General features: G+C 64.4%; 15 protein-coding genes. 5 read left to right on the top strand and 10 right to left on the bottom strand.

The genetic code is table 11. The features are described from left to right. The first annotated feature begins 18 nt into the window (after positions 1–18). Genes ligD through V3314_RS16055 form a run of 5 tightly spaced genes read left to right on the top strand, consistent with a single transcriptional unit; the run spans position 19 to position 5,628 of the window. Complete coding sequence (gene ligD, locus V3314_RS16075) at positions 19–2,511, top strand: DNA ligase D (RefSeq protein WP_046614170.1); 2,493 nt, start codon at positions 19–21, stop codon at positions 2,509–2,511. A 54-nt stretch (positions 2,512–2,565) separates the two neighbouring features. Beyond that, on the top strand, positions 2,566–3,609 hold the full coding sequence (locus tag V3314_RS16070; RefSeq protein WP_046614171.1) for an acyl-CoA dehydrogenase family protein: 1,044 nt from the start codon (positions 2,566–2,568) through the stop codon (positions 3,607–3,609). Further along, a complete protein-coding gene (locus tag V3314_RS16065; RefSeq protein WP_046614172.1) occupies positions 3,606–4,361 on the top strand; it encodes a PIG-L family deacetylase in 756 nt (251 codons plus the stop codon). The genes V3314_RS16070 and V3314_RS16065 overlap by 4 nt, the downstream gene beginning before the upstream one ends. A gap of 11 nt (positions 4,362–4,372) precedes the next feature. Beyond that, positions 4,373–4,972, top strand: coding sequence for an SAM-dependent methyltransferase (locus tag V3314_RS16060; RefSeq protein ID WP_046614173.1), 600 nt, complete (start codon positions 4,373–4,375; stop codon positions 4,970–4,972). Then, entirely contained in the window at positions 4,969–5,628 is a 660-nt protein-coding gene (locus tag V3314_RS16055) for a glycosyltransferase (RefSeq protein ID WP_046614174.1), read from the top strand. The genes V3314_RS16060 and V3314_RS16055 overlap by 4 nt, the downstream gene beginning before the upstream one ends. A gap of 244 nt (positions 5,629–5,872) precedes the next feature. Here V3314_RS16055 and V3314_RS16050 read toward each other — a convergent pair whose 3' ends face one another. The 10 genes from V3314_RS16050 to V3314_RS16005 form a co-directional block, all read right to left on the bottom strand. Beyond that, the gene (locus tag V3314_RS16050) at positions 5,873–6,694 is read right to left on the bottom strand and encodes a Ku protein (RefSeq protein ID WP_338459267.1); all 822 of its coding nucleotides are present in this window, start codon (positions 6,692–6,694) and stop codon (positions 5,873–5,875) included. 73 nt (positions 6,695–6,767) lie between these two features. Continuing rightward, positions 6,768–7,673, bottom strand: coding sequence for an SDR family oxidoreductase (locus tag V3314_RS16045; RefSeq protein ID WP_046614176.1), 906 nt, complete (start codon positions 7,671–7,673; stop codon positions 6,768–6,770). A gap of 441 nt (positions 7,674–8,114) precedes the next feature. Continuing rightward, entirely contained in the window at positions 8,115–8,600 is a 486-nt protein-coding gene (locus tag V3314_RS16040) for a hypothetical protein (protein WP_338459265.1), read from the bottom strand. A gap of 364 nt (positions 8,601–8,964) precedes the next feature. After that, positions 8,965–9,552 (bottom strand): nucleosidase, encoded by a 588-nt coding sequence (locus V3314_RS16035; RefSeq protein ID WP_338459263.1) that lies wholly within the window; start codon positions 9,550–9,552, stop codon positions 8,965–8,967. 56 nt (positions 9,553–9,608) lie between these two features. Continuing rightward, positions 9,609–10,715: a carboxylate-amine ligase gene (locus V3314_RS16030; protein WP_046614179.1), complete on the bottom strand. Its 1,107-nt coding sequence runs from the start codon at positions 10,713–10,715 to the stop codon at positions 9,609–9,611. Positions 10,716–10,721: 6 nt separating this feature from the next. Further along, on the bottom strand, positions 10,722–11,675 hold the full coding sequence (locus V3314_RS16025) for a class I SAM-dependent methyltransferase (RefSeq protein ID WP_338459261.1): 954 nt from the start codon (positions 11,673–11,675) through the stop codon (positions 10,722–10,724). Then, entirely contained in the window at positions 11,675–13,009 is a 1,335-nt protein-coding gene (locus V3314_RS16020; protein ID WP_338459260.1) for an iron-containing redox enzyme family protein, read from the bottom strand. The genes V3314_RS16025 and V3314_RS16020 overlap by 1 nt, the downstream gene beginning before the upstream one ends. Positions 13,010–13,030: 21 nt before the next feature. Next, the gene (locus V3314_RS16015; RefSeq protein WP_338459258.1) at positions 13,031–13,228 is read right to left on the bottom strand and encodes a hypothetical protein; all 198 of its coding nucleotides are present in this window, start codon (positions 13,226–13,228) and stop codon (positions 13,031–13,033) included. 60 nt (positions 13,229–13,288) lie between these two features. Next, positions 13,289–13,465 (bottom strand): KGG domain-containing protein, encoded by a 177-nt coding sequence (locus V3314_RS16010; protein ID WP_003259933.1) that lies wholly within the window; start codon positions 13,463–13,465, stop codon positions 13,289–13,291. Between the two features lie 148 nt (positions 13,466–13,613). Beyond that, positions 13,614–14,897, bottom strand: a complete 1,284-nt coding sequence (locus V3314_RS16005; protein WP_135001927.1) for an MFS transporter — start codon at positions 14,895–14,897, stop codon at positions 13,614–13,616.

The following is a 14,897-nucleotide window of genomic DNA, read 5'->3' as shown; positions in this document are numbered from 1 at the left end:
AACCGCCCGGAGCCCGTCATGGCCAAGCCCCTGCAGGAATATGCGCGCAAGCGCGACTTCAATGCCACGCCCGAGCCCAGCGGCAAGCGCAGCCGTGGCAAACGTGCCCATGCGCTGCAGTTCTGCATCCAGAAGCACGACGCCAGCCACCTGCACTACGACTTCCGCCTGGAGCTCGATGGCACGCTGAAAAGCTGGGCCATCCCCAAAGGGCCGTCGCTGGACCCCAAGGTGCGCCGCCTGGCCGTGCACGTGGAGGACCACCCGCTGGACTACGCCGACTTCGAAGGCCATATCCCCGAAGGCCACTACGGCGCAGGCGACGTGATCGTGTGGGACCGAGGCATCTGGGAGCCTGAAGGGGATGCGCATGAGGCCTATGCCAAGGGCAAGCTGCGTTTTCGCCTGCAAGGCGAAAAGCTCAGCGGTGTATGGAACCTGTTCCGTACTCACCTGGCCGGCAAGAAGGAGCAGTGGATGCTGGTCAAGTCGCATGACGGCCAGGCGCGTAGCGAAGCCGACTACAGCATCGTCGACGCCCTGCCCGACAGCGTGCTCAGCGACCGCACGCTGGTGCCACGCAAGCCGGCAGCCAAAAAGGCCGCCGCGCCGCGTCGCAAAACTGCCAGCAAAGGCCGGAAGCTGCCTTTGCCTGCGCAGCTGCAGCCACAACTGGCGACCTTGGTCGACTCCCCGCCCAGTGGCGACTGGCGCTACGAGGTCAAATTCGACGGTTACCGCATCCTTGCCCGCATCGACGGTGATGACGTGCGCCTGTTCACCCGCAACGGCCATGACTGGAGCGGCAAGATGCCCAGGCAGGTTGCCGCCTTGCGTGCGCTGGGCATCGATTCGGGCTGGCTCGATGGCGAGGTGGTGGTTGCTGGCGAAGATGGCGCGGCGGACTTCCAGGCGCTGCAGAACGCTTTCGACACCGAGCACGACGAACACATCACCTATTACCTGTTCGACCTGCCCTTCCTGGGCGGCCAGGACTTGCGGCAGTTACCGCTGCAGGACAGACGCACCACCTTGCAGCGTTTGCTGGAACACAACGAGTCGGATGTACTCAAGTACTCCGCCGACTTTGACCAGCCCGTCGAATCCCTGCTCGACAGCGCCTGCCGGCTGCAACTCGAAGGCCTGATCGGCAAGCGTGTCGACAGCCCCTACAGCGGCCGCCGCAGCCCCGACTGGATCAAGCTCAAGTGCAAGCAGCGCCAAGAGTTCGTGATCGTCGGCTACACCGACCCCAAAGGCAGCCGCAGCGGTTTCGGCGCCCTGCTGCTGGCCTTGCACGACCACGACAGCGGCGAGTTGCGCTATGCCGGCAAGGTCGGTACCGGCTTCAGTGCCACCACTCTGGCCAGCATCCATGCCCGGCTGAAACCGTTGGAAATCGCCAGGCCGGCCCTACCCAACCCGCCCACCGGGGCCGAAGCCCGAGGCGTGCACTGGCTTGAACCGCAACTGCTGGCCGAAGTCGCCTACGCCCAGATGACCCGTGACGGCATCGTGCGCCATTCGGTGTTCCACGGCCTGCGCGATGACAAACCGGCTACTGCCATCGACCTGGAGCGCCGCATGCCCGCCAAGACCCTGCCCAAGCGCAACCAGGCCAAGGCCCCCGAGCCCTTGGGCGAACTTCGCCTGACTCACCCCGAGCGGGTGATTGACCCCACCAGTGGCGTAACCAAACGAGAGGTCGCCGAGTACTATGCCGCAGTCAGCCAGTGGATCCTGCCCCAGCTCAAGGATCGCCCGGTGGCGCTGGTGCGCGCGCCGGACGGCCTGGCCGGGGAGCTGTTCTTCCAGAAGAACGCCGGCCAGCTGCATCTGCCCAACGTGCTCAGCTACGACAAGGCCGAGGCCGGCCAGGCGGCGATGGTCATCAACCGCGCCGACACCCTGCTGGGTGCCGTGCAGATGAACATGCTCGAGCTGCACACCTGGAACGCTACCGACAAGGACTTCGACAAGCCCGACCGCTTCGTCCTCGACCTGGACCCGGACCCGGCACTGCCGTGGAAGGCCATGCTCGAAGCCACCCAACTGGCCCTGACCTTGCTGGATGAACTGGGGCTGAAGGTGTTTATCAAGACCAGTGGCGGCAAAGGCATGCACCTGGTCGTGCCCCTGACCCGGCGGGCCAGCTGGGATGAGGTCAAGGCGTTCAGCCACGGCATCGTCGATTACCTGGCCAGGCTGTTCCCGGACAGGCTCAGTGCCGTGTCCGGGCCCAAGAACCGAATCGGGCGCATTTTCATCGACTATCTGCGTAACGGCAAGGGTGCTACCACCGCCTGCGCGTATACCCTGCGCGCCCGCGAAGGCCTGCCTGTATCCGTGCCGATCTGGCGCGAGGAACTGCCGCAGCTCAAGGGCGCCAACCAGTGGAACATCGGCAACGTGCTTGAGCGCCTGGGCGATGCGGACGACCCGTGGGCGGAGTATGGCAAGACAAGGCAATCGATCACCGTGGCCATGCGCAAGCAGCTGGGGCTGGCCTGATGACGGCTTGCCTGCAGCGCTGCGCCCGCAGAGCCTCACCAAGGAGCCGAGCCCATGAGCATCGTCCAGGATTTTGACCTGACCAACCTCGACCGCCTGCTGCGTGCCTTCGGCGAGCGGCAGCAACCGCTCAACCTGGATACCCAGTTGCCGCAACTGATCCAGGCACTGCAAGCCGACCACCTCGACCTCCTGCCCCTGCCCGGTCAGGGCAACACGCTACGGCGTTGGCAAACACTGGCCCGGGTGGCAGGCTGTGACCTGGCCTTGGCCAAGTTGTACGAGGGCCACACGGACGCGTTGGCGATCCTTGCCGAATGCGCGGCTGCACACCACGCCGCCGAGGGTATATGGGGCGTGTGGGCCGCCGAACCGCCGGATGCCCGCGCCCGCATCGTGGCCCGTGATGGCGACCAGGTACGCCTGGAGGGGCGCAAGGCCTGGTGCTCGGGCGCACTGCAGATCGACCGGGCGCTGGTCACGGCCTGGGACCAGCACGACCAGCCCCAGCTGGTGGCCATCGAACTGTCCCATCCCAGCCAGGGCCTTGCCATAGACCGCTGGCAGGCCATTGGCATGGCCACCACCGCCAGTGTCGAAGTCGAATTCAACCAAACACCTGGCATCGCCATTGGCCGCCCCGGGCAATACCTGTCACGCCCTGGGTTCTGGCATGGCGGTGCCGGCATTGCGGCCTGCTGGTACGGCGCCGCCGAAGCCTTGGCCGACTACCTGCGTGAACACTGCCGCAACCCCCGCCCCGACCCACACGCCGATGCTCACCTGGGTGCGGTCGATGCCGCCTTGTACGGCGCCAGGGCGGCACTGCGCGAATGCGCGGCGTGGATCGACCACCAACCAGGCGCAGACGCCAGCTTCGAAGTGCGGCGCACCCGCGCCCAGGTGGAACAGGCGGTGGAACAGGTGATCCACCACGTTGGCCGGGCGCTGGGCGCTACGCCTTTCTGCCGCGACAACCACTTTGCCCGGCTGAGCGCGGACTTGCCGGTGTTCCTGCGCCAGAGCCACGCCGAGCGCGACCTGGCGGCGCTCGGTGAGCAGTTGGCACAACAGCCGGCGGGAGTCTGGCAGCTATGAGCGAGAACCTGATCCAGGCGAACAGCGGTACGCCGTGGGCGGCCTGGCAGCAGGCTGCGCACCTGGCCAGGGCCACCTGGGTCACTCCGCAGCAGCTGTGCCCGCCGGGCCGTCGCCTGGTACTGCTGGCTCCGCACCCCGATGACGAGATCCTCATGGCCGGTGGGCTGTTGGCGGGCTTTCATGGCCGGGAAGACGACCTGGTGCTGATCTCCGCCACCGATGGTGAAGCCAGCCACCCAGGCTCGACCCACTGGAGCGAGCACCGCCTGCGCCGGCAAAGGCCGCTGGAGAGCCGCCATGCGCTGCAACAGCTTGACCTCGACCTCGGCCGCCTGGACTGGCGGCGGCTTCACCTCAAGGATGGCGCGTTGCCACGTGACGAGGCATTTCTGCTCAACCACCTGAGCCAGTTGCTTCGGCCTGACGACCTGCTGATGGCAACCTGGAGCGGCGATGGCCACTGTGACCACGAGGCAGTGGGCCGGGCTGCGGCACAGGCAGCACGGGTGCGCAAGGTGCAATGCCTGGAGGTACCCGTGTGGGCCTGGCACTGGGCGCGACCGGACGACCCGCGCCTGCCTTGGCCAAGGGCTCACCGCATCCAGCTGGACGAGGCCAGCCTGGCCCGCAAGCGCAAGGCCCTGGCCGCCCATGTCAGCCAGCTGGAACCGGATGGCCAGCGCCCGCCCGTACTGCCGCCGAACTTGCTGGATTGCCTGCTGCAACCTTTCGAACTGGTGTTCCTGTAAATGGAGTTGTCATGAGCCTCGACCCACAGTATTTCGCCGACCTGTACGCCAGCAGTGAAGACCCTTGGGCCTTTCGCACGCGCTGGTACGAAAAGCGCAAGCGCGAGCTGGTCATGGCCAGCCTGCCGCGCCAGTGCTACCAGCGCGTGTTCGAACCGGCTTGCGCCAATGGCGAGCTCAGCGCCTTGCTGGCCGAGCGTTGTGCCAACCTGTTGTGCCAGGACCTGGCCCCTACTGCGGTAGCGCTGGCCGGCGAACGCTTGGCTGGGCTGAGCAATGTCTCGGTGGAGCTGGCGCGGCTGCCGGCGGACTGGCCGCGTGGGCATTTCGACCTGATCGTGTTGAGCGAAGTGGGTTACTACCTGGACCCGACCGAATGGTTGCAGGTGATCGAACAGTCGGTGGCCAGCCTGACCTACGACGGCGGGCTGCTGGCCTGCCACTGGAAGCATCCCATCGCCGGCTGCCCGCAGGACGGGCGTGAAGTGCACCGTATGCTGGCGCGGCACCTTCCGCTGTATCTGCAGTTCCAGCATGACGAGGCGGACTTCGTACTGGAGTACTGGTCCGCTCAGCCCAGCGTGGTCGACCTGGACGAGACCTGCCCATGATTGGGGTGGTCATTCCGGCGCACAACGAGGCCCGACACCTGGGGCGGTGTCTGCGCGCAATGCAGGCTGCCGCCCTTCAGGCTCGGCAGTCGGGGCATCGGGTCGAGATACTGGTGGTACTGGACCGCTGCAGTGATGGCAGTGCCGCCGTGGCAAGGCGCTTCGGTGTACAGATGCTGGCGGTGGATGCCGGCAATGTAGGCTTTGCCCGCCGGGTGGGCGCGGCATACATGGTCGAGCGCGGCGCGAAATGGCTGGCGTTCACCGATGCCGACAGCCGTGTGCCGGAACATTGGCTGCTTTCTCAACTGGCCTGTGATGCCGAGGTCGTATGCGGCACGGTGCATGTCGAGCACTGGCAACCCTGGCAGACAGCCGCCTTGCGCAAGCTGTACCACAGCCGTTACCAGGCGCGTGAGGGGCATCGTCACGTGCACGGGGCCAATCTGGGGGTATGTACCGATGCCTACCACCGCGTAGGCGGCTTCCAGCCACTGGCGGCGCATGAGGATGTGCAACTGGTCAGCGCCCTGGAGGCCAGTGGTGCGCACATCGTATGGACCGCCAGGCACAGCGTGGCTACCAGCAGCCGACGCGACAGCCGCGCCCGTGAAGGGTTTGGCGATTATCTGGTGGGGTTGCAGACACAGGTCTGATCCTGGTTCGCAAGCGGCGCGTACCCTGTGGGAGCAACAGTCTTGCTCAAATTCTAAAAGTTGGCGCGATCCCTGTGGGAGCGGCCTTGTGTCGCGAAAGGGCTGCAAAGCAGCCCCAGCAATTTTTACTGTTGCGCATCAATCCTGGGGCCGCGTTGCGGCCCTTTCGCGACACAAGGCCGCTCCCACAGGGGCCCGCGTTATGTACAGTTCCATGCAAGCTGGCTTGCGGTGACGATTCCTTTCACGAAGCCTTGCGTGTCTTCTTCGCAGGCTTCTTGCCACCTAGGCTGCGCTTGAGCAGTTCGGTGAGGTCGAGGATGTCCGCGCTTTTCCCTGCTTCCGTCGCCTCGCCCTTCTCCACTGTCTCGATCTTGCCTTTGCTGGCCTTCTCCTCCACCAGGTCCATGATGGTCTGGCGGAAGGCATCGTGGTAATCCGCCGGCTTCCAAGGGCCGCTCATGTCTTCCACCAGGCGCTTGGCCATGTCCAGTTCGCGCTTGTCCACCTTGGCCTCGGTGACGCTGCTGTCCAGTTCCAATGTTTCCAGCCTGCGCACCTCCTCCGGCCAGCGCAGGGTGATCATCACCAACGCGTCGTCCAGTGGCCGCAACAACGCCAGGTGCTGACGGGTGTGCAGCACCACCGTGGCCAGCGCCACCTTGCCGGTTTTCGCCAGGGTTTCGCGCAGCAAGGCGTATACCTTGCCGCCACGTCGGTCGGGGGTTAGGTAGTACGGCGTGTCGAAGTGCTGCAGCGGGATCTCGCCAGCTTCGACGAAGGAAAAGATATCGATCGTCTGGGTCGCCTCGGGGCGGGCCTTGCGGATTTCCTCCTCGCTGATCACCACGTAGCGGCCCTTCTCGAACTCGACGCCCTTGACGATGTTGTCCTTGTCGATTTCCTTGCCGGTGACCTTGTTCACCCGCTTGTAGCCGACCGGCTCCATGCTGCGCTTGTCGAGCCAGTCGAAATCGACCCGCTCGGTGCGCACCGCGGTATTGAGGGCCACGGGGATGTGCACGAGGCCGAAACTGATGGCGCCTTTCCAGATTGCCCTAGCCATGAAGCTGCTCCCAGGGTTGCCTGCCAATACCTGAATCGACTGCAACGGGCGGCGAAGGTTTAGCCGCCCCGCCCTACGGCAGCGGGTTGCCACCCGTCACGCCAAACACCTCGCCGGTGATGTAGCTGGATTCCTGGCTGGCCAGCAACACATAAACCGGCGCACATTCGGCGGGCTGCCCCGGTCGCTTCATCGGTGTATGCGCGCCGAAGTCGGGGATTTTCTCTGGTGGTTGACCGCCGCTGGGCTGCAGCACGGTCCAGATGGGGCCAGGGGCCACGGCATTGACCCGGATACCGCGCTCGATCACCTGCTTGGCCAAGGCCTTGGTGAAGGCGACGATCGCGGCCTTGGTGGTGGCATAGTCGAGCAAGGTGGCTGAAGGCTGATAGGACTGGATCGAGGCGGTGTTGATGATGGTCGCCCCCGCCGGCATCAGCGGCACGGCCGCCTGGCACAGCCAGAACAGCGCGTAGACGTTGGTTTTCAAGGTGTGGTCGAACTGCTCGTGGCTGACCTGGCTGATGTCCTTGCGCGCTTCCTGCTTGCCGGCGACGTTGACCAGGATGTCCAGGCCACCGAGCTGCTCGTGGGCCTGATCGACCAGCTCCTTGCAGAACTGCTCATCCTTAAGGTCACCGGCAATAGCCACCACCTTGCGGCCTTCTGCTTCGATCAGCTTGATGACTTCGCGGGCGTCGGGTTGTTCGATAGGCAGGTAATTGAGGGCAATGTCGGCGCCCTCTCGGGCGAAGGCGATGGCCACGGCCCGGCCGATGCCCGAATCGGCACCGGTGATCAGCGCCTTGCGCCCTGCCAGCCGGCCAAAGCCCTTGTAGGTGGTTTCGCCATGGTCTGGCTCGGGGTGCATGTTGGCGTCCAGCCCCGGTGCTGGCTGGCCTTGGGCCGGGAACGGCGGGTGCGGGTACTGGGTCAGCGGGTTCTGCATGCTGAACTGGTCGTGGGGTTTGCTGGGCATGGGGCCACTCCTCTGGTGAGACCGGTATTGGCCCAATCGCGGGCTTGCACGCCCCCACAGGTATTGAAGCTGGTGGTAGTCCTGTGGGAGCGGGCCTGCCCGCGAAGGCCGCTCTACCGATTTCGAGGTAAACCGCCATCGATGGTTTTTTCCAACTGGCCCATACACCGACCAGCGGTCAATACGTCACTCAAAGCGACTAGTTCCGTACCTCGACAGCGTCGACATCCGCTGCATCTGGGGCGTCTGGCGCGTCTGGTGTGTCGTCCACATCAGCCCGTGCAGAGTCTCTGGCTGTATTGGCAGCAACTTTGGCTTCGTCCCTGGCGGCATCTGCCGTAGCCCTGGCAGCATCTCTGGCTGCATCAGCTTCATCTCTGGCTGCGTCGCGGGCAGCATCTGCCGCGTCCCTGGCAGCGTCTCTGGCTTCATCTGCGCCAGCTACGCCAGCAGCTCTTGCAGCGTCGCGGGCTGCATCCGCCTCGGCTCTGGCAGCGTCTCTGGCCGCATCTGCAGTGGCTTTTGCCGCATCCCGGGCTGCATCCGCCTCAGCCCTCGCAGCGTCTCTGGCCGCATCAGCATCGTCTCGGGCTGCGTCCCTGGCGGCATCTGCCGCATCGTTGTCGTTGTCATGCGCATCGCCCGGGCCTCTGCCGGCCATGCCACCATGGTCACCATCGCCGGCACCCGGGCCGCCATGACCGCCATGGCCGCCATGACCGCCACCGCCGTCTCCTCCGTGACCACTGCCTCCGCTTCCGCTGCCACCACCGTGACCGCCACCGCCTCCAGAACCACCGCTGCCACCGCCGTGACCACCGCCGCCTCCAGAACCACCGCTGCCACCGCCGTGACCACCGCCACCTCCGGAACCACCGCCGCTGCCGCCGTGACCACCACCGCCGCCGCTGCCACCGTCTTTGGCATACACGCTGGAGAAACTAGCGACGTAGTCGGGCACCAGGACGGTCGATGCCGACAGGACGCCACCAATTGCCAACGCCAACAAACATTTCTTGAGCAACATGATGCACCTCCGCTTGGAGTTGCGTCGTCATCTCCGTATCGAACGCAATGACCAATGAGTTCGCAACCGCCCATGGAGCGGACAGCCAACCGGCGCGGCCATAGATCTGCAGTATCAGCGAGCAGCTTCGGTTTTCGCACGATCCTTCAGAGCCAGTCAGCCTCTTTGCGTGGGAAATATTCCCACTTATTAAGACTAGTGCTCTCTGCCTGAGTTCAAAGGACCGAATATCAGGCCAAGGCAAGTATCAGCGCCTGCCAGCACTCAGTCCTGGCTGAACAGCACCCGCCTGAAAGCCTCGGCCGCCATGTGCACCTGCACCGCCCAGTCCTGCGCCGCGTCACTGCCGGCGTCATCGGAAATGTACTTCAGGCACACGAACGGGATGCCTTCGTCGCGTGCGATCAGGGCCAGCACGTAGGCTTCCATGTCGACCACGTCATAAGGTGCATCGCCATGGTTGATCTCGAAGCTGTCGCCACTGCCACAGGTCTCCAGGGCCAGGCCGGGGATCTGCGCCCCATGCTCCAACACCACCGGGATGTCCGACAGAGGCGTCTGGTAGCGAGCGAAGCCCAGCGGGGTCACGTCCATGTCGCGCTGCACGAAGCGGGTGCAGCACACCACTTCGCCCTTGCCATGGCGCTGGCTGCCGGCCGAGCCGAGGTTGACGATCAGCCTGGGCCGGCGCGCGACAATGGCCTTGGTCAGGGCGATGGCGGCATTGACCTTGCCGATGCCGGTGAACACGGTGTTGACGTCAGCGAATACACCGCCGGCCTCGGCTTCGAGGGCGAAGACAAACAACGTGTCGTCCAGGGAAATGTCGGGGAATTGCTTGATCAGCATCATGGCGCTGGTGGTTCCGGGTGGCTGCAAAAGGCGCGGCCATTTTCGGCCAACCCTGGCTAATTGCAAGCCCCGGCGGCCACCACGGCCCTTAACGCCTGCGCCTTGCCCAAGCCGGCAGCGCTGGCCTCGGCCAGGCATCGCAATTGCTGGTCGGCATGGGTGCCGTCGCGCAGCAAGCGTTGTGCATGCTGGAAGGCGCGTTCGGCGTCTGCGGTGTCGATCGGTACCTGCTCCAGCAACTGGGCCAACCACCCTTCGGCCGTGACGGGCTGTTGCTCATGCAGGCCAATGAACTCGCCCCGGCGCCCATGGCGCATGGCGCGCCAGTAGTTTTCCTGGGTGATCCAGCGCAGCTCGCGGTTGCAGGCTGCCGGGTCATGCCGATACATGATGCTGTGCTCGACCAGGTGGCGAAACAGCGCGGCGATGCACAGCGCATCCTCCAGCCGTGGGCAGCCATCGCAGATGCGCAGTTCGACCGTCGGGAAGCGCCGCGAAGGCCGGATCGCCCACCAGAAGTCGCCATCTGCGGCCAGCGACCCTGTGCGTTGCAGCAATGCGCGGTAGCGCTCGTAGGCGGCCCAGTCCGGCAAAGGCTCGGGCAAGCCCATGTGCGGCCACTCCCCGCAAATAACCCGACGATAGCTCATGTAGCCGGTGCACTGGCCTTCCCACAGCGGGGATGACGTACTCAGCACCAGCAACAAGGGCAACCAGCCCAATACACGGTTGATCACTTGCATGCGGTCGCAACCTGGCGGTACACCCACGTGTACATGCAGGCCGTTGAGCAGGCTGCGCCGAGCCACCTGCCGGTAGTCAGCGAACAGTTGCTGGTAATGCGCCGGGGTGGCAGGTTTCTGCCGCAGCCAGGCGCCGTTGGGGTGGCTTGCCGCACCGTACAGGCCCATGCCCTCTTCGGCCAGCACGGTGCTGAGCCGCTGGCGGCTGTGCTGGAAGAACTCGCGTGCCTCGAACAGGTTTGCGAACACCGGCGAGGCCACCTCGATCTGGCTGCGGAACATTTCCTGGGCAAAATGCTGGCCCAAGGCTTTCTGGCAACGCTCGAACACAGCTGGCGAAGGCGTGGCTGGCACCTGGCCTGTGTCCAGGTTCACCAGCAGGTATTCTTCCTCGATGCCGAACGTGCAGGGTCGGGCCATGCTGCCTCAGCTGTTGCGGGTAACTGTGAGCACCACCGCGGCGATGCGCTCGACCTGCTCGTAACCGGGTTCGCTCAGTTGCTCGCCGAACACGTCCGGGTCGATTTCCCGATACACCCAGGACCATTCCGGGCCTGCCAGGCGCAGGCGGATGGCTTCGAGCAAGGCGTCTCGGCCTTCGACTATCGCCACTCCGGTATACAGCAGTAGCGAGCCTCCTGGGCCGAGCCGCTCGCAGGCTTGTTCGACGATCCGCAGCGAAAGCTGCGCGCCGAGCGAACCGCCGCCATGCCGATAGGTACGTTCGCTGGCATCGAGCATGTATGGCGGGTTGGCAACGATAAGGTCGAACAGGCCGGTAATGCCGCCGAGCAGGTCACTAGGTTCCACGGAGACATTGCTCAGGCCCGCCAATGCCGCGTTGATCGCGGTGTAACGCAGCGCGAGAGGGTTGATATCCACGGCGCTGACCTGGGCATGGGGAACCGCCCTGGCAATCAGCAAGGCGCCGACACCCGTGCCGCAACCGATGTCCACCGCATGCTCGACGCGCTTGGGGGTACGTTGCAGGTAATCCTGGATGACCTGGGCGAAACGGTAACTGTCGGGGCCGAAAAATACCGTGTCGGCCTGTTGGGTTGGGTACGCAGAGTGCACCAGCAGCAGGTCGTCGAGCGTGGACCAGCGTACGCTGCTGATCAACAAATCACCGTGCTCCTCGAGGACCTGGGCCTGCCGCATCTGATCCAGCTCATCGGCAGAAACCAATGATGAACGGAACGGACGGTTCCAGCCAAACACATCGCGCACTGTCCGGGCCTGCCCGGCATCCGGGCGCGCATTCACGCGAGCATGGGTTGCCGGGGTGACGCAGGTGAAGCGGTAGCCGTCGGCGAGCAGGCGCCTGCCCAATTGCAGCATTGCCTGGTCGGCCTGTATCTGTTGCGGATCGAGCAGCATCAGCGGGTCATCTCCTGAACAAGGCCGGTGGCACGCAAGTAGCGCCGAGTGGCCAGCAAGCCTTCCGGTGTTGCATGGCGGTTACCGGACATCGTGTCGATCAAGCTCTCGATATCGGCGTCCGGGGCAGGAGCTGCGAGCGCATCATCCGCTTGCACTTGCACCTCCCAGCTGCCAGGCAGCACGCGGCGCCCCCGGCCTTGCCAACCTGCCGCAATCCAGTCGTGCCAGAGTTGTTTTTCATAGGCGGTGAACACCCCATACATCGGTGCCGAGGGACCGTCGATGAGCGCCCACCAGCGGCTGTTGGCAAGAGCTTCACCGCGGCGGATCCAGCCCTGTGCCTGCAGCGCCTGCACAAACGCGGGCATGGCGCCGGGCTCGGCCAGCCATTGGTTGATGGTGCGCTTTTGCAAGCGGCAATGATCGGAATGCATGAACTGGCCAAAATTGCGCTTGTGCTCCAGTGCCGACAACAACTCGGATTCAAGATCGAAGCTGCTGATCAGGCTGGGGGTATCAAGCGCAAGGTCGTTCAACCGGTACCCGCTGCGCACACGCTGGTAGAACTGGCCAGCGTCGTTAGAAGGGCAAAGTTGGCGCAGCGCCTGGATGGACAGATGCGCATGCCCGCTGGCCGCGTTGTCGATGGTCACGTGAAGCTGGAAATAATGGCCATCGATGCCCATTTCCGCCAGTTCGTAGGTGGTAATCAGCAGATGCAACGGTGGTTGTTCATAGCCCAGGTTGTAGCCGATCACCTCGGGAAGAAAATCATCCCCGTGGCGCCCCAATGCCAACTGCAAGGCCCCTTGCAGGTAACGCTGGTCGTCCAGCTCAGGCAAACCCAGGCAACCCAGCCGGCTCAACAGCCGTTGGTAGATCAGCACATGGTTACAGCGCGGATCACCGCCGCCCAATTCTTCCAGATAGGTGCGAATCAGGCCGTGATAACGCGGATCGCCCCAATGTCGCAAGGTACTGTGCAGCCATGCCCCGTCCACTGCCTTGGTGGGCGCCACTTGTTGCAGGAACCACAACGCCTGGGCGCGGTTGGCAAAATAGCGCCGCGGTGCGCCTTGGCGTCGTTGCTCGAGGTAACTGGCATAGGCCTCGGCCACCCGGCTTGCATGGCAAGCGCTCCACGCCTCCAGCTGAGCAGGATCGGCAGGCAGGTCATCCGGCAAACGCTGCGCGCGTGCCAGTTGTTCGCTCAGCCACGCTGCGCTCGTGGTGTCGTGGCCCATGAGCAACTTGTGGTAACGCTCCTTCAGGCTTGGCCCATTTGCCGAAGCCGGTATCACCGCGCCGGTCTTGCGGGTCATTACCGTCATGCCGTAGTCCTTGTCCGCGTTTTATTGGCTGGGTTTCTGGCCGGGCATCGGCTCAGGGTCCGGCGCAGGTTGGGAAGCAGGTTTGTCGCCGGGTTGCTGCATCTGCAGCGAAGGTTTGCTCTGGTCGGCATCCTTTGCCGGGTGGTCGTTGTCCCGGTCGAAACAGCCACCCAGCAAGCCAAGCGTGCCCACCAGCGCCATCAGAGGGATCAATCGCATGGGGTTCTCCTCTTGTGCAGAATCGCAGTGCCCGATCACCCGGGCACTGCGCAGCCTCACTTACGAACGGCCGCCCTTGCGGCCCGATTCGCTGGTACGGCCACCTCCGGATTGCTGGCCGCCCTTGCGCCCAGCTTCGGAGGCTTTTTCGCGGTCATTGGCAAAGTTGCCCGGGTTCTTGTTGCCACCCTGGCTGCCTTGCTGGTTGCCGGTGCGGCTGTTCTCTTTGTTGGCCATGGCCTTAAACCTCGTATGACTTCGGAATGCACGGCATTACCTGCCGTACACCTGTTGGGAGTTCGGTCATTTCGGCGGATTCGGTTTAATGCGAAGCGTTCGGACCAGCGGCATTAAATAAGCGGCATCAGCATATTTTGCGCGCCTGTCAGTCGTGCGATGTGCTATCCAGGCGTGCCTGTCGCCTTCCCAGCCAAGCTCCGGTCATCGCCCAGCCCAAGGCAATCAGCGTACCGATCAGCATCGCCAGTTGCGGGTGCTCGCCCATTACGTCCAGCACCCGTTTGAGCCAGCCACTCAATGCATCACCGCCGCGGTAGACGACCGTGTCGATGAAGTTCTTGGCCTTGTACTTGTCCTCGGCGGGCAGCACGGTGAACAGCATCTCCCGCCCCGGCCGCACCAGCGCGTATTCACCGGCCCGGCGCACCACCATCACCACCACGAACACGGCGAACACCGGGGCCAGTGCCAGCCACATGAAACCCGCGGCCATCACCAGCGGCACCGCCACCAGCAGCACGCCCACCCCCATTCGGCGGGCCAGGCGACCGGTGAGAAACACCTGGGTAAGGATGGCCAAGGCCTGTACTACGGTGTCGATCAGGCCGAACACCTGGGTTTGCCGGGTACGGTCGGTGAAGGTTTCGCTGACGATGCGCGCCTGTTCGAAATACAGGAAGGTGCTGACGCTGGCGAGCAACACCACGAACAGGGCGATGCCCAGCAGGTAGGGCGAGCGCAGTACGGCAGTGGCACCGGCAAACGGGTTGCCGCCCAGTGGCCGGGAATCTGCCCGCTCGGCTTGCGCAGGCAGTGGGTGCCGCGTTCGCCAGCGTTGCAGGTACAACGTAGCGCCGATGCTGCCCAGCAGAAACGCGGCGGCCAGTACCAGCAAACCGGCATGGCCCAGCGGCGCCACCAGCAACGTACCCATGATGGGGCCACTGAGCCCACCCAGGCTGGCCCCGGCCGCCAGCAGGCCGAACAGGCGCTTGCCTTGCGCGGTTGAGAAAAGGTCGGCGAGCACGCTCCAGGCCAACGAGATGCTCAGCAGGTTGAACACCGACAACCAGATATAGAATGCCCGAGCCGTCCACGAAGCATCGGGATTGCGGGCAAACAGCACGGCGAACAGCAAGAGGTTGCTGGCGAAAATGCCGTAGGTCCAGGGCAGGATGCGTCGGCGCGGCACCTTGGAGGCCAGCCAGCCAAACAACGGCAGGCACGCCAAGGTGGCAATGAAGGTGCCGGTGAACAGCCATTGCAGGTTGTCCACGCCACCGGCAACGCCCATGGTTTCGCGCACCGGGCGCAGCATGAAATAGCCAGTGAACAACAGGTAGAACAACAGCAAACCGGCGGTAACCGCCGGCCATTCGCCGGGCTGGATGTTCAACCCCTGATCCAGGCGCCGCCGCCAGGCTGCCAT

The sequence above is a fragment of the Pseudomonas sp. TE3-3-F2023 genome (assembly GCF_036784815.1).
Taxonomy (GTDB): Bacteria; Pseudomonadota; Gammaproteobacteria; order Pseudomonadales; family Pseudomonadaceae; genus Aquipseudomonas; species Aquipseudomonas pudica.
This window is presented reverse-complemented; position numbering and strand designations above follow the sequence as displayed.